The sequence below is a fragment of the Deefgea piscis genome (assembly GCF_019665785.1).
Classification (GTDB): domain Bacteria; phylum Pseudomonadota; class Gammaproteobacteria; order Burkholderiales; family Chitinibacteraceae; genus Deefgea.
Window position 1 is genome coordinate 1,103,843 of sequence record NZ_CP081149.1, and the last position, 24,836, is coordinate 1,128,678.

Consider the following 24,836-nt stretch of genomic DNA (forward strand, 5'->3'; position numbering starts at 1 on the left):
AATGCTGTCACGCGCTTGCCCAGAACCTCAGCGGGTGGCGATGGGTTTGTCTGAGTTGCTGGTTAATGCTATCGAGCATGGCAATTTGGGCATTAGCTACGCCGATAAATCACGGCTACTGCAAGCGGGTCGTTGGCAAGATGAAGTGGAGTCTCGTTTGGCGAGTCCCGAATACGCGCAAAGAAAAGTCGCAGTAAAATACAGCGCCAATGAAGATGAAATTCAGATTTATATTATGGATGAAGGGCAGGGCTTTGATTGGCAGCCTTTTTTAGAGTTTTCGCCTGAGCGTGCGTTTGATCCGCATGGTCGTGGGATTTCCATGGCCAGAATGATGTCGTTTGATAGTTTGGAATATCAGGGCAAAGGTAACGAGGTATTAGTACGAGTACTACGTAAAACCTAGTCTAGATGAATATACCTTAGGGTCTGTTGACGTTTGGTTTGCGGATCGCGTTTGTGCTGATTTTGGCCTGAAACAAGGCGAAAGACGCGTGGCATAGTTATTCTATGCAAGCGTTTTTCAACGCAGTGTCAGGCCAAAAGCAGCCAAACCCTAAGGGCTGGGCGCTTTTCGCGGCATCTCTGCGTTATTTCATGCTCGAATAACGGGTTATTGGTCGCATAAAATGCCTTGATCTGCCGCGAAAATCGCTCCAGCGTGACCGAAAACCATACGTCAACAGACCCTAGTAAACAAAAAGCCCGCTCCATTCGCAGCGGGCTTTTTGTATTCGCATTTCAGCATTTAAGCGAGGTGGTCAACGATGTATTGTTTGACCAAATTTGCATCAGCATCAATCGCATCAAAGCGCTGTGGCAAGGCTTCTAGGCCAGCCAAACCTTTGGGGCGGAACGGTGCTTGTTTGAGGGCTTCTAGCATGGTGTCTTCAAACTTGGCAGGCAAGGCGGTTTCCATAATCACCATCGGTACGGCAAGATTGCGATGGGCTTTGGCCGCTTTAAAGCCGTCAGCCGTATGCGGGTCAATTTGTACGCCGTATTTTTCAAACACTTCGCGAATATGCGCAATCCGATCGCTGTGATTGCTGGCTGATGATTTAAAGCCATAGCTGTCTTGCATCAGTGCCAATTCAGCGGGGGATAGATCAAAGCCACCACCAGATTCAACTTCGGCCCATAATGCCGCTAAACGCGTGCTATCACGGCCGATTAAATCAAACACAAAGCGCTCTAAATTAGAGGCTTTGCTAATGTCCATCGATGGGCTGGTGGTTTCAAAGGTGTTGGCTACATCGCGTGGATGGTAGCCGCCAGTTTTGAAAAACTCGTCAAGCACGTCGTTTTCATTGGTCGCGACGACCAATTGGCCAATTGGCAAGCCCATTTGACGTGCAATATGGCCGGCGCAGATATTGCCAAAATTACCTGACGGTACGCAGAAATCAACTTTGTCGCCGACTTTTTTGCCGGTGGCTAAGATGGTGGCAAAGTAGCCTTTGAAGTAATACACCACTTGGGCAACAATACGGCCCCAGTTGATTGAATTGACCGCGCCAATTTTGTATTGAGCTTTAAATTCAGCGTCTTTATTGATGTTTTTAACGATGTCTTGGCAAGCGTCGAAAAAACCATGCACTGATAAATTGAAAATGTTTGCGTCTTGTAGACTAAACATTTGGGCGCGTTGGAACGGACTCATTTTGCCAAACGGCGACAGCATAAATACATTCACACCGCGTTTGCCGCGCATCGCGTATTCGGCAGCCGAGCCCGTGTCGCCTGACGTAGCGCCGACAATATTGATTTGCTGGCCTTTTTTGTCGAGCACGTATTCAAACAGATTGCCGAGCAATTGCATCGCCATATCTTTGAACGCCAGCGTTGGGCCGTTGGAGAGTTCTTGGATATACAGCGAAGCATCGAGCTTAATCAGCGGCGTGATGTGATCGGCTTGATTTTTTGAGCGGCCATTGCAATACACTTCGGCGGTGTAGGTTTTGTCGATCAAGGCTTTTAGATCGTCGCTAGGAATATCGTCGACAAAACGGCTAATGACCGCAAAGGCTAAATCGCGGTAATTGAGCGTTGCCATGCTTTCTAAATCGGCTTGAGACAGTTGCGGATATTGCTCTGGAATCGACAGGCCACCATCGGGCGCGAGGCCACCAAGAAGAATATCGCTGAATGCTTGGGCGTTCATACCGCCACGAGTCGAGATGTATTTCATGGGTATCTGCTTGTAGGTTAGTATTCTTAAGGCTTAGGTTAATATACGTGCTCGTATTTCAAAGATTGTTTTTGCTTAAATCTATTTCTTTTTGGCTTGTTAAATTCAACAGTACAATCGCAGCATCAAGTCGTTTGCGCATTTGGCGTATCTCGTCATAGAGATTGATGATTAAGAATGCAGCAAAAATAGCGCAGAAAAATCCTAAGAAATAGACCGTGGGTTTAATTGTAAATATGCCGCTAATTATCCAATCGCTTAGTCCAGTTAGGACGGTCATACTGAGTGCAAATCCTAGGGTGGCGAGCAAAAGGTGCTGTCTTGGCTTTTTTGCCGGCTCACTGAGCGTCGCTATCGCTTCGGTGTAGGCGATGTTGGCTTTGCCAATTTGGATTGCGCTTAATGCTTCTGCGATATTCATCGTGCCCGTTTCAGCTTGCATTTCATGAACCCCGAATTTGATACAGTTCGTAGGGCGTAATCGCTGAAGGCATTACGCCACCATGCATTAAAAATCCACTTCATTCGGCGTATTGCCGCTTCGCGTCGAATACGCCCTACGATGCAATTAACCGTTCAAATGCTCCAAACGCAATTTCACTACCTTGCCATGCGTACTGGCGAGGCTTTCGATTTTGGCGATGGCGATGTTGATATTTTTTTCGATCGCGACGTGCGTCACGATAATGATCTCAGCAGTTCCGCCAGCAGCCGCTGCGGGTTTTTGCAGCATGGCATCGACCGAGATTTGCCCTTCAGCCAAAATACCAGTGACATCGGCCAACACGCCGGGTAAGTCTTTGGCGGTTAAGCGCAGGTAATAGCAAGTTTCTACTTCGTCGATCGGCAAAATCGGCAGATTGGCGATTTGCGACGGTTGGAACGCCAGATGGGGTACACGATGTTCTGGATCGGCTGTATGCAGGCGAGTGATGTCGACCAAGTCGGCAATCACCGATGAGGCGGTTGGTTCTGCGCCAGCGCCTGGGCCGTAATACATGGTTGCGCCCACTGCGTCGCCTTTGACCAATACGGCATTCATTACGCCGTCGACATTGGCGATCAAGCGGCCAGCCGGAATTAACGTTGGTGACACGCGCAATTCAATGCCGTTCGGGCGACGGCGAGTCATGCCAAGTAATTTGATGCGATAGCCGAGTTCTGCGGCGTATTTAATATCAGCGGCGTCGAGTTTGCTGATGCCTTCTAAATACGCTTTGTCGAACTGAACTGGAATGCCAAAAGCAATCGCGCTCATGATGGTGAGCTTGTGCGCGGCGTCGTGGCCTTCGATGTCGAAGGTCGGGTCGGCTTCGGCGTAACCGAGGCGCTGCGCTTCGGCTAAGACATCAGCAAAGGCCGAGCCTTTATCGCGCATTTCAGTCAGGATAAAGTTGGATGTACCGTTGATAATGCCGGCCACCCATTCGATTTGGTTGGCGGTTAAGCCTTCGCGCAGTGCTTTAATCACTGGAATACCACCGGCGACGGCGGCTTCAAAGGCGACCATGACGCCTTTTTCTTGGGCGAGGGCAAAAATTTCATTGCCGTATTCGGCGATGAGTTTTTTATTGGCTGTCACCACGTGTTTGCCATTGGCAATCGCAGCTAGAACTAGATCTTTGGCAACGGTGGTGCCGCCGATGAGTTCTACGACAATGTCGATATCGGGATTGTTTACTACATCCATCGCATTGTCGGTGAGTAGTACATCGTCACCCACTAATTCGCGTGCGCGATCTAAGTCGCGATTGGCGGCCATCGTAATGACGATAGGGCGGCCAGCGCGGCGGGCAATTTCATTACCGTTACGTTTTAAAACGGTGGCGGTACCGCCACCGACTGTTCCTACGCCACACAGGCCAACGTTGATTGCTTTCATTTTACTTCCCTTGTCGCTCGGGTTAGCGAAACCCGACGGTTTATTAGCGGGTGGCAGACCCACCCTACGATTATTTTGCAGCAAACTCACCCGTGCCATGGCGTTTACGCCATTGCGTTAAAAAGCGGGCGACGCGATTGAGAGCATCGGTGAGGTCGTCCAAATTAGGCAGAAAAACTACGCGAAAGTGATCGTGTTGTGGCCAGTTAAAGCCTGTGCCTTGGACTAGGAGTACTTTTTCATCTTGTAGCAATTCGAGCATAAATTGCTGATCGTCGCTCACCGGGTAAATTACCGGATCGAGCTTGGGGAACATATACAGCGCGGCTTGCGGCTTAACGACCGAAACGCCGGGCATGGCACTGAGCATGTTATAAGCCAAATCGCGTTGTTTGGCTAAACGGCCGCCTTCGCACACTAAATCATCAATGCTTTGATAGCCGCCGAGCGCGGTTTGGATGGCGTATTGCGATGGCACATTGGCACACAAACGCATCGTTGCCAGCATATTCAGGCCTTCGATATAGTCTTTGGCACGATGTTTTTCGCCAGAAACAATCATCCAACCGGAGCGATAGCCACAAGCGCGGTAGTTTTTCGACAAACCATTAAACGTGACAAACAGCACATCATCGGCCAGCGAAGCGATTGAGGTGTGGCTGACACCGTCGTAAAGCACTTTATCGTAAATTTCATCGGCATAAATAATCAGGCCAAACTCACGCGCCAGCGCAATGATGTCGAGCAGTACCGAGTTTGGATACAGCGCGCCGGTTGGATTATTCGGGTTGATCACCACAATCGCCCGCGTTTTTGGCGTAATTTTGGCGCGCATATCGCTGATCGATGGCATCCAACCATCGGCCTCGTCGCAGAGGTAATGCCGTGGCGTACCGCCTGCGAGGCTGACTGCTGCGGTCCACAGCGGATAGTCTGGCATCGGCACCAATACTTCATCACCGGTATTGAGTAAGCCTTGCATACTCATCACGATGAGTTCAGACGCGCCATTACCAATATAAATATCGTCAACGGTCACGTCGGCGATATTTTTTTGTTGGGTGTAATGCATGATGGCTTTGCGGGCTTGGAATAAACCTTTGGAATCCACATAGCCGGCGGCATTGGCCAAATTGCGAATCACATCTTGCACGACTTCTTCGGGCGCATCAAAACCAAAGTTGGCCAAGTTGCCAATATTGAGTTTGATAATGCGATGGCCTTCTTCTTCCATCTGCCGCGCTCGCTCTGGAATCGGTCCACGGATTTCGTAGCAGATGTTCAATAATTTGTTGGACTTGAGGATGGCTTCCATCGTATGGCCTGCGCAAAGGTTTTTCAGGGAAACCCCGTATTCTAACGAAAGAATGAGGGAAATGGTCATCTACGTGTATTAAATGCACAGTTCGCACGTATTTTTGCGCTTTAGACGCAGGCGGCTTTGGTAGAATCGAGCAAAATCACTTAAATAGGCATTTGCGCATGAAGCTGCATCAATCCAAAGTAAAAAATGTGAATCAATTTACTGCGTATGACACCACGGGTGTCAAGGTGAACGATGAGCGTTTTGAAGGCAGCGTATTGGTGCTGCCCAATGAGATTCATACATGGCGTCCGACGTCGTTTGCCGATTTAACTGCAGAAGATTTTGCTGAGTTGCTGGGATACGAGCCTGAGCTGGTGCTGCTAGGCACGGGGAGCAAGATTCAATTTCCTCATCCACAGCTGTATGCCGCGCTCTCTAGTCGACGGATTGGGATTGATATGATGGATACCGGCGCACTGTGCCGCACTTTTAATGTGCTGACAGCAGAAGATCGCCGTGTCCTGGCCTTGGTTTTGCATAGCTAATTCAATTGTCATTAATTGGTAAGATCTATCTGTTACTTTCATTGCGTGGGGTGATTGCTATCGCGGATTGTTGTTTGGTTTTTGATTAGGTATCTGTTTGTAGTTCAATATGTGTATGCCTTAGGTCTTCATACCCACAAAATATTTCTTGTAAGTCATCCGATTTTCACCCTGATTGGGGAAATAAAATGAAAGTGACGGTTATTGGCTCGGGTTATGTTGGCTTGGTGACGGCAACGTGTTTGGCTGAGTACGGCAATGATGTGCTGTGTTTGGACGTGGATACGAGCAAAATTGAGTTGCTCAATCAAGGCGGTGTACCTATTTACGAGCCGGGCTTAGAGGAAATGATTAAGCGCAATCGTGCCGCCTCTCGATTACGCTTTACAACTAATATTGCTGAATCCGTCGCGCATGGCACGATTCAATTTATTGCGGTGGGCACGCCACCCAATGAAGATGGTTCGGCCGATATGCAATACGTCATTGCGGCCGCCAACCATATTGGCCGCCATATGAATACCTATAAAGTGATTGTGAATAAATCAACGGTGCCCGTCGGGACTGGCGATGAAGTTCGAGCAGTGATTGCGGCTCAGTTGGCGCTCCGTGGTTTAAATTCAAGTTTTGCGGTCGTTGCCAACCCCGAATTTTTAAAAGAAGGGGCGGCGATTGATGATTTTATGCGGCCAGATCGGATTGTGATTGGCTGTAATGATGAGACCGCGAGCGATTTATTGCATGCTTTATACGCGCCGTTTGTGCGCAATCATGATCGAATTTTATTGATGGATCTTCGTTCGGCTGAAATGACCAAATATGCGGCCAATGCCATGTTGGCGACGCGCATCTCATTGATGAATGAATTGGCCAATTTAGCTGAAATTTTAGGTGCCGATATTGAGTTGGTGCGTAAAGGGATCGGTGCTGATCCTCGCATTGGCTACCATTTTTTATACGCCGGCGTGGGTTATGGCGGCTCGTGCTTTCCCAAAGACGTACAAGCTTTGCAGCGTACCGCCAATGAAAACGGCATTCAGTTGCGCGTGTTGGCCGCGGTTGAGCATGCCAATTTAGCGCAAAAATCAGTCATTATTCATAAAATCAATCAGCGTTTTGCCGGCAATTTAACCGGGATGCATTTTGCATTATGGGGGTTGGCCTTTAAGCCCAATACCGATGATATGCGCGATGCACCCAGCCGTGTATTGATTGAGTATCTATTGGCGCAAGGCGCGACGATTGCTGCGTATGATCCCGTAGCGATGAGCGAGGCGCAGCGAGTAATGCCTAATGCAATTGGGCTGCATTATGGTGAAGGCCCTCTGGCCGTGCTCAAGCAAGCCGACGCTTTAGTGGTGATGACCGAGTGGAAAGCGTTTCGTAGTCCAGATTTTGCTGAAATGAAGGCGCTATTGTCGCAGGCGATTATTTTTGATGGGCGAAATCTGTACGAGCCACAGTATTTGGCAAAGCAAGGGTTTGAGTATTATCCGATTGGACGGGAACAAATTTATCCGGCATCGATTGCCCGCGCATTGATGGCGCAGCCATCTGAATATGACGCATTGAATATGGCTTGATTCAATCGCGGTTGATCGTGGCGCAGGCAACGATCAACCGCAGTTGAGCTCTTACATACCACCGCTTTGCTGGTAGCGTTTTTCTAAGTGGCTAACACCGGCGGCGAGCACCAAGGTCATGATTAAGTAGATAAATGAGATGGTGAGATACGGCTCCCAGTAGCGAGAATAAGCGCCCGCAACGGTACGTGCGGCATAGGCCAATTCCGCCAAACCAATCGCAGAAACTAAGGAGCTGTCTTTTACGAGCATAATGGCTTCATTGCCTAGTGGTGGCAACATGCGGCGGAAGGCTTGTGGAATAATGACAAAGCGCATGGTCTGCCCGTAGGACATACCCAGTGAGCGAGAAGCTTCAAACTGCCCCTTGGCAATCGATTGAATCCCCGCACGGAAAATCTCGGTAATATAAGCGCCAGCATTTAATGTGAGTGCGACGAGGCCGGATAAAAATGCACCATATTCTTGGCGTAATGTGGCCGCCATATCACCGCTGAGCAAAATACCAGTATCGGGATGAACCAATAACGGCATCACGGCAAAGTGAGTCAATAAAATTTGTACGAATAGCGGCGTGCCACGAAAAAAAGTCACGTAAGCAGTCGCTGGCCAGCGTAATAAGAGTTTGACTGGATATTTCCAGACACCATGCTTCACTTCAGCCAATCGAGCCATGCCGGCAAATAGACCAATTAAGGTGCCCACGGTCACCGCAACTAAGGTGATACCGAGCGTCATTTTGGCGCCGTCAATAAATAGATCTCGATATTCCCAAACAATTTGTAGTTGGAAATTCTCAAGGAGCGGTGCTGTTTGTTGGATTTGTTGCCAAATCGTGATGAAATCCATGGTCATACCTATTTGATACAGAAGAAAAAGAAGCGCGACCGTTCAGCGGTGCGCTTCTAGGGTTGATGCTTAATGCGAGTTCAACGGATCAAACTTAAACGAATGCTAAGTGACTGCTGCTGATTCGCTTATTTACCAAAGTACTTGGCGTAGATTTTGTCGTAGGTGCCGTCGGCCTTGATCGCGGCCAAGCCTTTATTGATTTGTTCGATCAAGGCTTTGTTACCCTTTTTCACCGCAATACCATAATACTCTTTGGCAAAAGTGGCATCATCGATGATTTTTAAATTCGATTTTGGATTGTTTGAAACAAAGTTTACAACGACACCATTATCTGCAACAACGGCATCTACACCGCCGTTTTCCAATTCTTTGATGGCCAGGGGCGTTGATTCAAATCGCTTGATATTTGGGCTGGTTTTGCCCTGCAATTTTTGAATCACTTCATCGCCTGTTGTACCCGTTTGTACACCGACTTTGATGGTTTTTAAATCAGTAAATTTACTTACTTTGCTTTTTTTATTTACTGCAATCAATTGTTTGGCTTCAAAGTAAGGCTCTGAGAAGTCCATTGATTGTTTGCGTTCAGGCGTAATGGTGACTGATGAAATGACCATGTCACGATCACCATTGGGCAGTGTGGCAAAAATACCTTCCCATGGTGTATTAATGAATTTGATTTTCATTCCTGTTTTTTGGGCAATGGCCTCAAGAATGTCAACACTAAATCCAACCACTTCTTTTTTGCTGTTGAGTGACTCAAAGGGTGCATAAGCTGCATCAGTGGCAACTTGATATACTTTTGCTGCATTGGCATGTGTACTGAACATCAGACTGGCAAACAGAACACTAGCAAGAAAACCTAGTTTTTTTGTATTCATTATTATCTCCAGGTACAACAAGAAAAAGGGCAGGACGAGAATTGTATATGAAATACACAAAATTCTCACGCTGCCCAGATGCTAGTAAGCTTTAAAGTTCAATATAATCAGGATTATCCCTAGGTTTATGACGATCGCACGGTTTTAACCAATGATCTCATCCATGCCACTTGATAGTTCAGACAATTCAGAAAGCTTAAAGAATAGCTCGTCTTTATTGATGCCAGTCTCAACTAAAACTGAATCTGGAATTTGTTCGGCGAGCTCTTCGATGCTGGTTTTTTCTGTGGTTAAAACGGTAATTAATTTGGCTAAAAACAGTACTGCAGTGAGTTTACTGATTGGTTCTTGGCTGAGTGGTGAATTTTGACCGCGAATTGCTAATTGGATTTCGACAGGGAAGTTCCAGCGTCTAGCCAGCTCTTCTCCGACCATGACATAGTCAAATCCAATATTATTGGCCTCCAGTGAGACACGATCACCACCGCTTTCAACAAATTTATCGATTTTAACGGCGATTTCTGGCGCAATAATATGGATGAGCATTTCACCAATATTGTGAATCATGCCGCACGTAAAGGCGACCTCAGCATTAATTTTGGCTTGCTTGGCTAACCATTTGCAAATCGTGGCGACTGAGAGGCTGTTTTTCCAGAATAATTTACGATCAAAGCCTGGTGTTGCGACAAATGCACCGGTAATACCAGAGGCCACCACCAGAGTACGAACCGTATTAAAACCTAAAACGACGACCGCTTCTTGAACCGAGCCAATTTGGCGGCTAGCGCCAAAGTGTGCTGAGTTAGCAAGGCGCAGGACTTTGGCGGTAATAACCTGATCTTGCGAGATTTTTTTCGCAATACTGTCAATGTCGATATCATCTTTACTAAAGCTGTCGATCAGTTCCTGAACGACTTTAGGGATGGTGGGTAACTTGTGAGTTTGCTCAAAGACTTCTTCTAATTTCATTGGTCTTACTCCCAGTGTATTTTTGTCGGTAACGCCTAGTCATACTAGAACACCAGAAATCACTATGCCAGTTTCAAACGTAAAAAAGCCGTACTCATTGATTGAGTACGGCTTTTGGCGATTGTGGCTGTGAATGATTAGTCTTGATGAGTCTCGATTTGAGATAAACCATCAGCGCTAATGTTTTTGGCCTGAGTTTCTGCAGCAACATCGCGGCGGCGACGTACTGTTTTTGCTGGTTGAACATCAACAGCGCTTGTTATGGCCACTGTTGTGACGGTTTCAACCATTTTTAACTCAATAGCTTCATTGATGATGACTGGTTTAGCTACGGCATTGCGTCGACGCGTCGCAGTCGTATTGATCACGGCCTCGGCTTGAGGTGCTGTAGTTTGACGCGTTGCGACTTGCGTTAAATTACTTGTCTCTAGAAGGGCGGTGTTGGCTTCAACAGCAGGAGCTGCATTGCTTGTCGTCACACTAGCTACGACTTCTTTGTGCATAGCTGGCGTTGCAGCAACGGATTCACTTGCAGCAGCTTGTTGCATCGCTGGTTTAGCGACAACTCGTTCTTCAGCGACTTCTGGTGTTGAGGTTACTGTAACCGAAGCAGCGGCCGCTACAGGAGCCGGAGCCACAACAGGTGCAGGAGTAACGACAGGAGCCGGAGCCACAACAGGTGCTGGAGTAACGACAGGTGCTGGAGCAGCAGCAGCAGCAGCAGGAGCTGGAGCTGGAGCAACAGCAGGAGTCGGAGCTACAGGCGCTGGCGTGACAGCCTCAGCCACTACTGGTGCGGTGGCGATTGGTGCCGGAACAGCTTGTTCCGCTGTGCTTGTCTTAATCACTTCAACTTCAGTTGCTGGTGTTTCAGTCGCAATTGCAGTGTTTTCAACAACTGTAGTTTCAACATCAGTGCGGTCGCGACGATCACGACGACCACGGCGACGACGGCTACGCGTTTCTGCGTTGCTATCGGTGGCCGCTATCGCCGCGTTTTCTGGTGCCGTGGTAACTGCAGCCAAATCGGCTTTAAGTGTTTCACTGCGTTGCTCATTGCGCGGCGTACGTTCTGCACGAGGTTGGCGCTCCGGACGTGGCTGGCGTTCTGGGCGCTCGGCGCGCTCAGGTCGTTCCGCTTTTTCGGTGCGGTTTTGATTGTCACGTTTTTGCAAATCTTCTTCAATGCGCGGCTTGTTGCTTGGACGTGCATTACGATCGGTGCGATCACGATTTGCATCACGCGTTTCACCGCGCTGATTATCCGGACGTGCTTCGTTACGATTGCGGCGTTGCTCATTGCGGCCGCGTTGTGGACGTGGTGCTGGCTTAACCTCTTCAGCTTTAGCCACTTCTGGCGTAGCACTAAACCATGAAACAATTTTTTGCCATAACGAGACTTGCACTGTCGGTGCGGGTTGGCGAGTTGGACGCTCCGAAGTCGCAGGAGCTGGTTGTGACGGTGTGATGCCTTTTACTGCTGCCTCTTGACGTTTGGCTTGCTCTTCTTTGGCTTTGGCTGGCTGATAGCCTTCATCAGTCGGTTGTTCAACCATGCGATAAGAAGGCAGGATGTCTTCAAGTTGACTGACATCATCATGGCGTAAACGCGTGATGCTGTAGTTTGGCGTTTCTAGGTGCGTATTTGGAATCAAAATCACGCCGACTTTGAGGCGATCTTCGACCGCGAACAATTCAGCACGTTTTTCATTGAGCAAGAATGTGGCGACATCAACTGGCACTTGCGCGTGGATTGCGCCGGTGTTTTCTTTCATTGCTTCTTCTTGAATGATGCGCAAGATGTGCAATGCCGATGATTCAATACCGCGAATGAAACCTGTGCCGTGGCAGCGTGGGCAGGCCATGTGGCTGGTTTCTTCAAGCGATGGTTGCAAACGTTGACGCGACAACTCCAGCAAGCCAAAGCGGCTAATTTTGCCAGTTTGTACGCGAGCACGGTCGTGATGCAGCGCTTCACGAACACGGTTTTCTACTTCGCGTTGGTTTTTCGGGTTTTCCATGTCGATAAAGTCGATCACGATCAAACCACCTACGTCACGCAAACGCATTTGGCGAGCGATTTCATCGGCCGCTTCAAGATTGGTGCGCACCGCAGTTTCTTCAATGTCGCCACCGCGAGTCGCTTTGGCCGAGTTGACGTCGATCGACCATAAAGCTTCAGTGCGATCGAGTACGATGGCGCCGCCTGATGGCAGGCTCACTTCACGCGAATAAGCGGTTTCAATTTGATGCTCGATTTGAAAGCGTGAAAACAGTGGCACATCATCTTGATAGAATTTTACTTTGTGCGCGCTGCCTGGCATTACGTGCGCCATAAACTGCTGGGCTTGCTCGTAGATGTCACGTTTGTCGATGAGTAATTCACCAATATCCGGTTGGAAGTAATCGCGGATGGCGCGAATCACCAAGCTAGATTCTTGATAGATCAAGAATGCGCCAGTTTGTTTAGTTGCTGCGTCTTCGATGGCGCGCCACAGTTGCAATAGGTAAGAGAGATCCCACTGCAATTCTTCGGCATTGCGGCCAATGGCAGCAGTACGCGCAATGAGGCTGGTGCCCACTGGTGTATCGAGTTGATCCATCGCTGCGCGCAATTCATTGCGCTCTTCGCCTTCGATACGGCGAGAAACACCGCCGCCACGCGGGTTATTTGGCATCAAAACTAAATAACGACCTGCCAAGCTTATGTAGGTAGTGAGAGCTGCGCCTTTATTGCCGCGTTCGTCTTTTTCGACTTGAACGATGACTTCTTGGCCTTCAGAAAGATTGCCGGCGACGCGGCCACGGCCACCTTCGCCATCACCCATATATGAGCGAGCAATTTCTTTAAATGGCAAAAAGCCGTGACGGTCGCAACCGTAGTCAACGAAACACGCTTCAAGCGATGGCTCGATGCGAGTGATGACGCCTTTGTAGATATTGGATTTACGTTGTTCTTTACCAACGGTTTCGATGTCGAGGTCGATCAGTTTTTGACCGTCGACAATCGCAACACGTAGCTCTTCAGCTTGTGTTGCGTTAAATAGCATGCGCTTCATGTAAGGCTCCGGCGCACACTGCTCAGATTGAGTGCAAATCAACAGGGTGATGAAGACGTCAATTCGGCGCAATAGCAGCCATGCTATCTGGCGCAGCTTAAATTAAATCTGCGGGAGCTAACAAAATGGCTAGATGTTGCGGCTTAGGAACTGGGTATCGTTCTCCACAATAATCATTATGAGGTCTGTCTAGCTATACCCTAAGTTTCTTTGTTTTAGACAACTTAGTGTGAATCAATCCGGTCAGTGCACTAATGTAATAAATCAATTACCATCGCTGCTTGATGCTACGGTGAGCGTTATAACCGTTCTCCGACTCTGAAAACCGGCGTCACCTCTCTGGCATGACGAGCCCCGCGCATCAGCTCCAAATATGGAGTTGGCAGATAAAGTATTTTTATCTACGGCGGGAAAGAATTCGTCAGCTGATAAGGCTGAGCTTGCGGTCAAAGAGCGGAACTTGTAATTAGATCGGTGGTGCGCTTTGGTAAAGCCTCACCACGGGCAATTTAGCAGTATTTTTTCATTAATACCTAAATTGCGTTGCCACCCCAGTCTTTAAGTATTTAACTTAAAGCGGCCACAACTTGCTGCAAATTGCAGCGCGTCACAGAGTATATGTCAATATGTCCGAGACTAGCAAAGCGTCTGTCACTTTCGTGACGATCGAAGCAGAAGATGCCGGTCAACGGCTCGATAATTTTTTATTAAAAATGTTGAAAGGAGTACCTAAAAGCCATATTTACCGCATTGTTCGCTCGGGTGAAATTCGAGTGAATAAGGGGCGGGTAGATGTGACTTATCGCATTGCTGCGAATGATGTGATTCGCATTCCACCGGTACGCGTTGCCGAGAAAGCAGCGGTGCCAGCGACTGTTTCTGGTGCTGCACAGGCAGTACAAATCCCTGTTGTTTTTGAAGATGATGCCTTGATTGTTTTAAATAAACCGTCAGGGATGGCTGTGCATGGCGGTTCTGGAATTAGCTTTGGTGTGATTGAACTTTTGCGTGCGCAAAGGCCGCAAGCCAAATTCTTAGAATTGGTGCATCGCTTGGATCGAGATACCTCTGGTTTATTGTTGGTGGCTAAAAAGCGCAGTGCTTTAGTTAAAATGCATGAAGTGTTGCGTGAAAACCACCGGATTGATAAGCGTTACCTCGCCTTGGTTGAAGGTGTTTGGCCGAATGAGCGTAGTCATGTGAAATTTAAGCTACTCAAGTATGAAACCCCAGAAGGTGAGCGCCGAGTTAAAGTGCATAGCGATGGTTTAACGTCTCAGACAACAGTAAACCGCAAGCAAGTGTGGCCAGATCAAGCCAGTTTGCTTGAATGTGAACTTAAAACGGGTCGCACCCATCAAATTCGGGTGCATTTGTCTGCTAGTGGCCATGCGATTTTAGGTGACGATAAATACGGCGATGCCACCGTCAATAAAACAGTCGCTCGACATGGCTTAAAACGGATGTTTTTACATGCTTGGCGTTTAAGTTTGGATCACCCATTAACGGGAGAGCGAATGGTGCTTGAAGCGCCTTTGCCCGTAGAGTTGCAATCTTATTTAGATATATTGAATTCTCAAGGAAAATAATGAGCCGACAATTTGATTTATTGGTGTTCGACTGGGACGGCACCTTGATGGATAGTACTGGGATGATTGCACGCTCGATTCAACGTGCATTTCGCGATGTGGGTTTGGCAGAACCGAGTGATAAAGATGCACGCTTTGTCATTGGTTATGGTTTACATGAAGCGATGCAATACTTGGGGCCAGAATTAAATGCTGAGCAAATTCAGCGTATTGTCGATGCCTATCGTGGTCATTTTTTATCTCAAGACCATGAGTTACAACTTTACTCTGGTGTTGAAGAAGGCTTGCTACGTTTACAAGCCGCTGGGTTTCGAATGGCTGTTGCTACCGGAAAGTCACGCGCTGGTTTAGATCGCGTGTTAGCCGCAACGGGTTTGGCGCCATTTTTTGAGGTGAGCCGCACTGCAGATGAGGCTTTTTCTAAGCCACACCCTGCGATGTTGGAATACATTCTTGAAGCATGCGATATCGAAGGCCACCGTACTTTAATGATTGGCGATACAACGCATGATCTGCAGTTGGCAATCAATGCCGGCACGGCCAGTGTGGCATTAAGTTATGGTGCGCATCCATTACATGATTTATTACCGTTACAACCTTTAGCCCATTTTGATGATTTTGGTCGATTGACTGATTGGATTTTGGCGCATGGTTAAACGCAAAATTTGCGTTTCGACGGATGTGCTTGAATGTGGCTTGGCGTTTCGCTTTGTTTTGATGCAGCAAGGGCGAGAACGTAAAGCCATATTGATTCGTTTTCAGGGGGCGGTGTACGGCTATTTGAATGAGTGTGCGCATATTCCAATTGAACTCGATTACAATCTAGGCGATGTGTTTGACTTGAGCCGACAGTATTTGATTTGCTCTATGCATGGTGCTTATTACAACCCCCGCAATGGTCTATGTTTAGGTGGCCCATGTGTCGGTCAGCAATTGCGATCTATTGCGGTATATGAACAAGATGAGGCCATCTGGCTGATAGAGGAAGGAAATAGCAATGAATGAAGCGCAAGAGCGTAGTGTTTTGCAAGAGGTGCTCGGTGCCTCAATTAAAGAGCAGCGCCGTGCGCGTCGGTGGGGGATTTTCTTTAAGTTACTGACCTTTAGCTATTTATTCCTCATCTTGGCTTTGTTGATGGGCTGGCTAGGCAAAGATGCTGATAAAGCCACCATGAAAGCCCATACTGCTGTGGTTGATTTGCAAGGAACCATTGCCGCCGGTGGCGAGGTGACCAGTGCATTGATTACCGAGGGTTTACGCGCCGCGTTTGAAGACAAAAATACCAAAGCAGTTATTTTGCGTGCCAATAGCCCTGGTGGTAGTCCAGTTCAAGCGGGCATGATGCACGATGAAATTCAGCGACTTAAAAAACTGCACCCACAAACGCCTTTTTATGTGGTGATTGAAGATATATGCGCTTCGGGTTGTTATTACGCAGCAGTAACAGGGCAACAAATTTATGCGGACAAGGCATCGATTGTCGGTTCGATTGGCGTATTGATGGATGGTTTTGGTTTTACTGGCGCGATGGAAAAAGTCGGGATTGAGCGTCGCTTACTCACAGCTGGGGCCAATAAAGGCTTTTTAGATCCGTTTTCACCGCAAAGCGTTGAGCAAAAAGAGCGCGCCCTTGGCATGCTCGATGAAATCCATCAGCAATTCATAGGTGTTGTTAAAGCTGGGCGCGGTAAAAAATTGGCCGACAACCCAGATTTATTCTCGGGTCTGGTTTGGTCGGGTGAAACTGGCGTAAAACTTGGTTTAGTCGATGGTTTAGGCTCAGTTGAAAGTGTGGCGCGTGACATTGTAAAAGTCGATAACATCGTTGATTTTACGCCACAGCCGACCTATGCCGATCGCTTGGCGCGTCAACTCGGGGTTGCTGCAGCAACGACATTTAGCAGTCATCTTGGTTTACAAATTAAATAAGTAGGCGTTATGGCACGCAAACAACGGCATGAAGAGCACGAAAATCATGAAAGATGGCTGGTTTCTTATGCTGACTTTATAACGCTGTTGTTTGCTTTTTTTGTGGTGATGTATGCGATTTCATCGGTGAACGAAGGCAAGTACAAAGTACTTTCCAATTCCTTGGTCGATGCCTTCAAGCCGCAGCAAAATCCCCCCGCCGTGCAGCTAGACAATCAAGCCATCAAGGGTAGTCCGCAACAAATTAAGTTGGCGCCTCAAACTAGTCCAAGCAATCCTAAGCTTGAGCAACAAACTCAAAAAATGAAAGGTATGGCCAATGACTTGCGTGAATCATTGGGGAGTTTGATCGATCAGGGCAAAGTGAAAGTGACTCAGTCAAAACGTGGAATTGCCGTTGAAATCAGTGACTCTATTTTGTTTGACACTGGACGCGCAGACTTACAAGCTAGTTCGGAAGGCGCTTTAAGGGCGATCGCTGATTTAGTAAAGGGCAGCGATAACTTAATTCAAGTGGAAGGTCATACTGATAACCAACCGATTCGAGCGGGGCAATTTCCAAGCAATTGGGAACTTTCGGCTGCCCGTGCTTCGAGTGTAGTGCGTTTATTTGAGCAAGCAGGCGTTGCGCCGCAAAGAATGGCGGCAATTGGTTTTGGTGAATTTCGGCCAATGGATACCAACGATGCAGTGCAAGGGCGAGCTAAAAATCGGCGTGTAACTTTAAATATTTTAGCGGATAACAAAGATGAGGTTGCCATTTTGCCGAGCAATCCTTAGTTTGTATATCGTGTTTTGCTGATGCCTATCGGCGATGATTTTCTTATGTTTTCGAGTCGCTTGTAGATTGCTAGCGCACTGATTCATGACTAAACACGGTTTAGTCCATCTGTAATTTCCCTCTTCCTCCTTAATTTTTTCCTCACTAAAACGGGCATAAGGCCTCGTCGTGGTGAGGATCAAACTAAATTTAGCGACAGCTTTTATTCAAGCGATTTAGTGCATTCAAAAGCATTGCTGCCGGTGTATTAAATCATCAGCTCAAATCAAATCCTTTCTTAAATATTTCTAAGCAATTAATTTTTTGCTTTGAATTGTGACAATTCTCGCAATTTTAAAATTAAGCAACTAATCTGATTGTAGACATATTGATGTAGGTTGCGTGCTAAGGAGTGAGCTTTGCAGGATTTTTCATCGGCAAGTAATGACCAGCTGCCATTTTTTTTTCAGCAGCTTGAGGAGTTATTTTTATTCGATCTTGAGCAAGCTTATGTGGCAAGTTGTGCCTTATTGGCACGTTGTAAGCAAATAGAACCATCAGCCCTTCACTTAACAAAAATGCACTTACTGCATAGCAAAATGCTATGGGGCAAAGGGCAATATCATGCAGCTCTTTATGCCATAACACAAACATTAAAAATAATTCAAAGTCATTCATTGTTTGAATTAAAAGCAGAGGCCTATCTATGGCGTGGTCAATGCAATCTTAATTTGAAGCGCCATGTTATTGCCGTTGAAGATTTTACCTATGCCGTAGAATTAGCATTAGAGTATTCACAGATTAGTATTGCGATTGAATCTTATGTCAATATAAGTCAAATATACTATTTTGCAGAGCAATATGATGCATCAAAAGAAATTTTAATTATTGGTTATCGCCTCGCTGTTTTGTTGAATGACCATAAACAAATAACAAAAAGTGGTATTTTTTTATCTAATTATTTAATCGAATCTGGCGATCATGCTAGTGCACTTTATATACTTAATCAAATAGAATCAAGCTCACTCCAATATGGTGATATGACATGGGTTGTTGAAGCGGGAGTTAATATTGCTACTGCATATGCGGGGATAAATGAAAATGAATTGGCTGAAGTTTATTTCGAATCAATGTTGGCCATTTCAAAATTTAATCATGCATTGTGGGCGAAATCATTAACCTTGTTGAAATATGGAGAGTTTCTTATTCAACAAAATCGATATGAAGAGGCCATTGATTGTTTAGAGGTGTCTGTTGAGGGTATTAGTCAATTTGATTATGGTAATGTAAGGCAGAAAAGTGCAAAGTTATTGCTTTGTGCATATAAACATATTGGTGATTTTGAGTCGGCTTTGTTTGAAATAAAAAAATATAAACAATTTTCTGAGTCATTGTTATCTGATCATTTGTTGCATGGCTTGAAGGGAAGTGCTTTAAATTTATCAAGATTAGATCGGTCAAGAAAAAAAATAATTACAACCAGAAAAAATTTTGAGCATATGCTTGATTTGATTTCACCTGGAGAATCAAGAGTTCGTTATCAGCAGTTTAAGCTGAAATGTTCAAGTGCATCAAATTCAGTTGAAGTTATTCATGTTCAGTTACTCGGTTTATTGTATGTAACTGGTTTGTATTTGCAAAAAATGAATGCTTTATTAAGAGAATTTTGCCTTGCTGAATCAACTTGGACCAAGCTACCCAACTTTGCATATTTAATTATTCCAGATCAAGCCTATATTAATTCATCGCTGGCATTGCATCAATTAGAAAAAATAATCAATGGATTCCCATGGCGCTGGCATGGATTAAATCCACCTGAAGTTAAAATACAATTGATTCCACTTCAGTCTGCAATTGAATTTCTTTTGCCTTTGGAAGATGGGGGTCAAAAAAATGAATTATTTATCTAATAAAACAGATGAATTAGCCTTCTCTCAGTCTATTGAAGCTCATTTTTTTGATGTCGAGAAAGCTTACTGGAGTGCTGGATCCGACAGTCGTGATTTATGTGAGAATTTAATACAACGATGTAAGTATGAAGAGCATCCTTGGCTTGGTTATGCATATGCTATTTATGGTCGAATTTTATTAGCATTTGATGAGAATTTTAAAGCATTGTCGATACTACAAAAAGCAAAAAAATTAATTGAAAAAAATAAAGATATCGAGCACCTACCTTTTTGTATGTTGTGGCTTGGGGTCGCTTTAGAAAGAAATTATAAATACACGTATGCTATTGAAGTTTGGGTTAAAACAATTGACTTAGCATTGGAATTGACTCAGCTCGAGTATGGTGTCGAGGCGTATTTAAATGCATCAATGGTTTATTATCATTTAGGCCAAAATGAAAACGCAGACGTTTTAATGCGTAATGGTTTGAAGTTGGCTGAATCAATTCATAGTAATAAATTAATCGCAAAAAGTGGTATTTTTTTGATGGAAGGTTTGTTACTTGCTGGGCGTTATGATGCGGCTTTAGTTTTGCTTGCTAGAATAGAACCTTATGCATTAGCACATGGTGATATGACATGGTTAGTGCAAATTTGTAATGGATATGCAATTTCATATTGGAATAATTGCAGTCATGAGTTGGCTATTTTTTACTTTGAAAGCGCTGTGGCTATAGCAAATCATTACAAAATGACGTGGGGATATTGCATCTCCGTCATTAATTATGGCGAGTGTTTGCGGGGTATGAATAAATTAACTGATATTTCCCCTGTTTTATTGAATGCAAAAAAAATATTAAAAGATATTAATCACAATGACTTAGATGCTAGGTTGAATTATTTACTTTATCAAGCCTATCGTGAAAATGGTGATTATTTATCAGCTTTAAGTGTGTTACGTGCTTATGAAAGACAAGCTATACGTCATATTACGAATGAAATTGGTGAAAAAGGTTTTAGATTAAATTTAAATCGTTTGGATAAAGCCAGGGCTTTACTGGTTAGAACCCATATTAAATTTGAAAAATTAGCCGGTTGGGTTGTACCTGGTGTGTCATTACAGCACTTGCGACAATTTCGATTGCGATGTGAGTCGGCTGATTTTAGTGATCGAGTTATTGAACTTGTATTTGATTTGCTGATTGACTCTGTTATTGAACAGCGTATTTCAATATTACTTAATGATTATTGTGCGCTGAGTGATTTATGGATTTTTGTACCACCTTATCGTTATATTATTTACCCAAAAGAATCGAGTTATATTTTAATGGAATTTGCTCAGTCTTTAGCTATGGCGATAGAAAATTTACCTTGGGAGCGATATGGTAAGGATAAGATTAAAGTTAAATTTAAACTACAGCTTGCAAATGAAACCATGCTTAGACAGGTTGATGTTTTATTGAAAAAGGAGCTGGAGTATGTCTGAGCAACTTGCAAATTTATTATCACAGCAAAAACAGTTTAGAAAACATAATTTTCAGCAAGCCTTGGCGTTGTCAGAGAAATTGATCGAGCAAGCCCAAGAAGTAGATAATGAAACAATATTGGCCCAAGCATTGTTTTTACGTGGCGAGGCATTTGAAAAAACCGGAAATTATATTTCTGCTAGACAAACATTAGAATCAGCTTTAAAAATTGTAGTGAAATTAAATTTAGATTCATTACTGTTAGATATTTATGAATGTCTAGGTAAAGTTTATTACATTTTGGGTGATTTAAATAATGCATTAAGTACTTGGGGGCAGTGCCTTGAGCTCGCACTCGATCAACATTCTATTGTGCATTATATAAAGGCCTATGTAGGAATTGGTGGTGTTTATTTGTATTTTGACATGGCTGAAGAATCTTTGCGGCATCATAAAATTGCGTATGACTATGTTCAAGAATTAAATGATGACCAATTACTAATGATGCTGCATTTATGGTTAGGTCATGATTATCAACGATTAGCACAGCATGAATTAGCCTTGCAGCATTTAGCATCATGCCGAGCACTTTATCCACAAACTAATGATGCAGGGATGATGAGTGAAGCAATCCTGCATTCAGGTTTTGCACAATTGGGCTTGGGGCGATACAACGAAGCAAAGCAAAGCTTTTTACAGACGATTACTTTGTCTCAACGCCATCATTATGCTTGGTCTACTGTAATGGGACAGCTGGGAATAGCTGAAGTGGCCTTATTGCAAGGTGATATGCAGGTTGCTTTAGTTGAATCGCAACATGCACTTGATGCAGCTTATCAAGGGGGCTCACAGCATCAAGAAATGAAAGCGAGTCGAATTCAGTCTGCGGTTTATGAGCATATGGGGCAGTTTGAATTGGCTCTGACTTTGTATGAGCGCCATACCGAGTTAGCGATTAAATTAGCCAAAGAGAGAACCTTTACCCAAATAGAAAGTAGCACTATGCGTAAAATCTCACGCATGGAAATGCGATTGAAATTATTAAAGTCTGAGCAGCAAAAGCAAAATATTTTAAATGAAAGTATTCGACAGCAAGCAGAACATCTCGCAGAAAAAAATACTTTAATTGCGATTAACCAGGCAAAAAGTGATTTTCTAGCGTTAATTAGTCATGAAATTAGAACGCCATTGTCGGGGGTGATTGGCATGTTACGTTTGGCAGGGGGACAAAAAGAATTGCGTCCTGCGACTCGTACTCAAGTGCGGATGGGTTTAGAAAATGCAGAATTATTATTGGAAATAATTAATGATATTCTTGATGCATCAAAAATTGAATCAGGGAAACTATCGATTGAGTCAATCCCATTTGATTTAATTAAATTATTACATCAAGTCGTTGATTTTTTTACTGCGCGTGCCGAAGAAAAGGGTATTACTTTTATTTTAAATATTTCTAGATTTAGTCCGGCTGGCTGCTTGGGCGATCCGACTCGGATTCGGCAAATATTATTTAATTTAATTGGTAATTCAATTAAATTTACCGAACAGGGCTCAGTGACCATTACGGCATATCGGGATCACGAGCAAGTTAAGATACTAATTAGTGATACTGGCATTGGCATGGATGAAATGACGATTGGTCGTTTATTTCAAAAGTTTGAGCAGGCTGATACGTCAACAACTCGTAAATATGGTGGTACAGGCTTAGGGTTATCAATTTGTCGTGGTTTAATTGATTTGATGGATGGCTCACTGGGGGTGACTAGTGCACCGAATGAGGGTAGTCATTTTAGAATTGAAATTCCATTGCCGATTGCAGATGTACCTATGGAATTATCAAAATATGAAACCCCATTGCTGCCGTTAAATTATAAAATAAAAGTATTGTATGCTGAAGACATTGAAACCAATCAACTCATTGTGCGTGCATTGCTTGAAGAAATGAATCTTTCACTGACCGTAGTTGATAATGGTGAAGAGGCATTACGGGCATTGTCTGAAATGAATTTTGATGTTGTTTTGATGGACTGGCGTATGCCAATTATGGATGGGATGACTGCGACACGTTTAATTCGTGAAGGGGGGAATCTACAATATCGAGTTAAAGACCCTGATGTTTATATCGTCGCCTTAACGGCCAATGCCACAGCTAAAGAGCAAAATGAAGGCATGGCTATTGGTATGAATGATTACTTAACCAAACCTGTTTCTTCTCGAGGTTTACATCAGGCTTTAAACCAAGCTATTCATTATCAATTACAACGCGGTGTTTCATTACCATTAATGCAAATAACTGCGGATCAAAATCTTGCTAATTTAAAAAAATCATTATCAGCGCCAGCCTTGCAATGGATAGAGCATCTCACAGATTTGGGTGTTGCGGTTGACGAGGCTCTAGATCGCTTGAATGGCAATTTATCGCGTTATCAGAGATGGTTGTTGCATTTTTTTACTGAAAATCAGCAATTTTTTGATGAAATCAGTCAGCTGAAGCATATCGATCATTTGGATGATTATATTGAAAAAATTCATGCAATGCGTGGTGTCTCTGGCACATTAGGTTTAATGGATTTTTATCGTACCGCCAGTGACTTAGAACAAGCATTATTTCAGCAGCAGAAGCAAACAATAAAGACTCTCCCGGAATTTTATGAGCTAGAACAAGCATGGTTCCGTGCGAAGAATAAAATATTGCCGCTAATTGAGCTTGAGTCAATGTCCAGCACTTTGATTCAAGCTGAGGGTCTGTTACCAAAAAGCTGTTTAACCACAGCTTTAGGATTGCAAACAGCATTGAAGAATAACAGTTTACGTGCTAGGAAATTACTATTGGCTTTGTTGGCAGAATTGCCCGAATCAAAATTTAATTTGTTGGTCGATGTGACTAGCGCCTTAGAAAAATTGGATTATCCCGCTGCATTAGCAGCATTAAATCAAAGAATCCCCATGCCAGTGGACGAGGTGATTATTAATGGATGAGGCTTTTATTTTAGTAGTAGATGATCAAATGAATACGATAGAGACGCTGGGTGAAGTCTTGGGCGATGAGTACGATGTACATTTTGCTTTGAGTGCTGAGCAAGCTTTAAGTCATATCGAGCGTAAGCTACCTGAGCTGATTTTGCTCGACATCATGATGCCAGAGGTCGATGGGTTTAAATTTTGTGAGATTATCAAATCCAAGTTAGAAACTAGGGATATCCCAATTATTTTTATTAGTTCTCTATCATCTCCAGAGCAAGAAACTCGAGGTTTAGAGGCGGGGGCTGTTGATTATATTATTAAGCCATTTAATGCTTCAATTGTTCGTGCTCGGGTGCACAATCATTTAGAGCTAAAGCGGACTAAAGATTTACTTCGGGTGTTATCACAAACCGATGTATTAACGGGAATGGCCAATCGCCGTCGTTTGTTTGAATTGCTAGATCAAGTGCAAGATCGATCATTGCGGCTGACTCAGCCATTGTCGATTTTATTAATAGATGTGGATTCTTTTAAACAATATAACGATTTATATGGCCATATTTCAGGCGATGTTTGTTTGCAGCGAGTTGCTGGGGTGATTCAATCTTCATTACGTTCAGTGACCGATGTCGCGGCTCGGTATGGTGGCGAAGAATTTTGTTGTGTGCTGGAAAATGCGGATCAGGAATTAGCACTGCAAATCGCTGAGCGAATTCGCAGTAGTATTGAGGCTTTGCAAATTCCACACTTAAATAGTGCCGTCACAACGTGTGTGACGGTCAGTATTGGGATTGCAACTTCGAGCACTGCTAGCCGCATTCAACATGCTCAATTGTTGATGAATGCGGATAAGGCCTTGTATGCGGCCAAAGATCAGGGCCGCAATCAAGTCCGTCATGCGAGTGTGCATTTTCTTTAAAGTGTTCAATTTCGTTGAGTGCCACAGCCAAGCGTGATCGGCAATCTGATCATT

The 24,836-nt window shown here is 44.7% G+C and carries 20 protein-coding genes; 12 read left to right on the forward strand and 8 right to left on the reverse strand.

The window, feature by feature from the left end; translation table 11 throughout:
* The first annotated feature begins 1 nt into the window (after window position 1).
* Window positions 2-406: an ATP-binding protein gene (locus K4H25_RS05185; protein ID WP_221022312.1), complete on the forward strand. Its 405-nt coding sequence runs from the start codon at window positions 2-4 to the stop codon at window positions 404-406.
* Between the two features lie 342 nt (window positions 407-748).
* On the opposite strand, the gene thrC is transcribed toward K4H25_RS05185, so the two are convergent.
* The 4 genes from thrC to K4H25_RS05205 form a co-directional block, all read right to left on the reverse strand.
* Window positions 749-2,191: a threonine synthase gene (thrC, locus tag K4H25_RS05190; protein ID WP_221022313.1), complete on the reverse strand. Its 1,443-nt coding sequence runs from the start codon at window positions 2,189-2,191 to the stop codon at window positions 749-751.
* 58 nt (window positions 2,192-2,249) lie between these two features.
* Window positions 2,250-2,633 (reverse strand): hypothetical protein, encoded by a 384-nt coding sequence (locus tag K4H25_RS05195; protein WP_221022314.1) that lies wholly within the window; start codon window positions 2,631-2,633, stop codon window positions 2,250-2,252.
* A 126-nt stretch (window positions 2,634-2,759) separates the two neighbouring features.
* Window positions 2,760-4,073: a homoserine dehydrogenase gene (locus K4H25_RS05200; RefSeq protein WP_221022315.1), complete on the reverse strand. Its 1,314-nt coding sequence runs from the start codon at window positions 4,071-4,073 to the stop codon at window positions 2,760-2,762.
* A gap of 70 nt (window positions 4,074-4,143) precedes the next feature.
* Window positions 4,144-5,388, reverse strand: a complete 1,245-nt coding sequence (locus K4H25_RS05205) for a pyridoxal phosphate-dependent aminotransferase (RefSeq protein ID WP_221022316.1) — start codon at window positions 5,386-5,388, stop codon at window positions 4,144-4,146.
* A gap of 167 nt (window positions 5,389-5,555) precedes the next feature.
* Here K4H25_RS05205 and K4H25_RS05210 point away from each other — a divergent pair, with 167 nt between their 5' ends.
* Window positions 5,556-5,924, forward strand: a complete 369-nt coding sequence (locus K4H25_RS05210) for an Mth938-like domain-containing protein (protein ID WP_221022317.1) — start codon at window positions 5,556-5,558, stop codon at window positions 5,922-5,924.
* A gap of 188 nt (window positions 5,925-6,112) precedes the next feature.
* Window positions 6,113-7,507, forward strand: coding sequence for a UDP-glucose dehydrogenase family protein (locus tag K4H25_RS05215; protein WP_221022318.1), 1,395 nt, complete (start codon window positions 6,113-6,115; stop codon window positions 7,505-7,507).
* Between the two features lie 51 nt (window positions 7,508-7,558).
* Here the strand turns inward: K4H25_RS05215 and K4H25_RS05220 are convergent, their stop codons facing one another.
* The 4 genes from K4H25_RS05220 to K4H25_RS05235 form a co-directional block, all read right to left on the reverse strand.
* A complete protein-coding gene (locus tag K4H25_RS05220; RefSeq protein ID WP_182076492.1) occupies window positions 7,559-8,356 on the reverse strand; it encodes an amino acid ABC transporter permease in 798 nt (265 codons plus the stop codon).
* Window positions 8,357-8,484: 128 nt separating this feature from the next.
* Window positions 8,485-9,237, reverse strand: coding sequence for a basic amino acid ABC transporter substrate-binding protein (locus K4H25_RS05225; protein ID WP_221022319.1), 753 nt, complete (start codon window positions 9,235-9,237; stop codon window positions 8,485-8,487).
* Window positions 9,238-9,381: 144 nt separating this feature from the next.
* Window positions 9,382-10,206, reverse strand: coding sequence for an HDOD domain-containing protein (locus K4H25_RS05230; RefSeq protein ID WP_221022320.1), 825 nt, complete (start codon window positions 10,204-10,206; stop codon window positions 9,382-9,384).
* Window positions 10,207-10,343: 137 nt separating this feature from the next.
* Window positions 10,344-13,265, reverse strand: a complete 2,922-nt coding sequence (locus K4H25_RS05235; RefSeq protein ID WP_221022321.1) for an Rne/Rng family ribonuclease — start codon at window positions 13,263-13,265, stop codon at window positions 10,344-10,346.
* 626 nt (window positions 13,266-13,891) lie between these two features.
* Between K4H25_RS05235 and rluC the strand changes: the two genes are divergently transcribed.
* The 9 genes from rluC (at window position 13,892) to K4H25_RS05280 (ending at window position 24,782) form a co-directional block, all read left to right on the forward strand.
* Window positions 13,892-14,854, forward strand: coding sequence for a 23S rRNA pseudouridine(955/2504/2580) synthase RluC (gene rluC / locus K4H25_RS05240; RefSeq protein ID WP_221022322.1), 963 nt, complete (start codon window positions 13,892-13,894; stop codon window positions 14,852-14,854).
* The gene (locus K4H25_RS05245; RefSeq protein WP_221022323.1) at window positions 14,854-15,510 is read left to right on the forward strand and encodes an HAD-IA family hydrolase; all 657 of its coding nucleotides are present in this window, start codon (window positions 14,854-14,856) and stop codon (window positions 15,508-15,510) included. The genes rluC and K4H25_RS05245 overlap by 1 nt, the downstream gene beginning before the upstream one ends.
* Window positions 15,503-15,859, forward strand: coding sequence for a Rieske (2Fe-2S) protein (locus K4H25_RS05250; protein WP_221022324.1), 357 nt, complete (start codon window positions 15,503-15,505; stop codon window positions 15,857-15,859). Before K4H25_RS05245 ends, K4H25_RS05250 begins: the two co-directional genes overlap by 8 nt.
* A complete protein-coding gene (locus K4H25_RS05255) occupies window positions 15,852-16,784 on the forward strand; it encodes a S49 family peptidase (RefSeq protein WP_221022325.1) in 933 nt (310 codons plus the stop codon). Before K4H25_RS05250 ends, K4H25_RS05255 begins: the two co-directional genes overlap by 8 nt.
* 9 nt (window positions 16,785-16,793) lie before the next feature.
* Window positions 16,794-17,564 (forward strand): flagellar motor protein MotD, encoded by a 771-nt coding sequence (gene motD / locus K4H25_RS05260; RefSeq protein WP_221022326.1) that lies wholly within the window; start codon window positions 16,794-16,796, stop codon window positions 17,562-17,564.
* A 399-nt stretch (window positions 17,565-17,963) separates the two neighbouring features.
* Window positions 17,964-19,454, forward strand: a complete 1,491-nt coding sequence (locus tag K4H25_RS05265) for a tetratricopeptide repeat protein (RefSeq protein ID WP_221022327.1) — start codon at window positions 17,964-17,966, stop codon at window positions 19,452-19,454.
* Entirely contained in the window at window positions 19,438-20,919 is a 1,482-nt protein-coding gene (locus K4H25_RS05270) for a hypothetical protein (protein ID WP_221022328.1), read from the forward strand. Before K4H25_RS05265 ends, K4H25_RS05270 begins: the two co-directional genes overlap by 17 nt.
* Window positions 20,912-23,878: a tetratricopeptide repeat-containing hybrid sensor histidine kinase/response regulator gene (locus tag K4H25_RS05275; protein WP_221022329.1), complete on the forward strand. Its 2,967-nt coding sequence runs from the start codon at window positions 20,912-20,914 to the stop codon at window positions 23,876-23,878. The genes K4H25_RS05270 and K4H25_RS05275 overlap by 8 nt, the downstream gene beginning before the upstream one ends.
* Entirely contained in the window at window positions 23,871-24,782 is a 912-nt protein-coding gene (locus K4H25_RS05280; protein ID WP_255588065.1) for a diguanylate cyclase, read from the forward strand. The genes K4H25_RS05275 and K4H25_RS05280 overlap by 8 nt, the downstream gene beginning before the upstream one ends.
* Window positions 24,783-24,836: the final 54 nt, after the last annotated feature.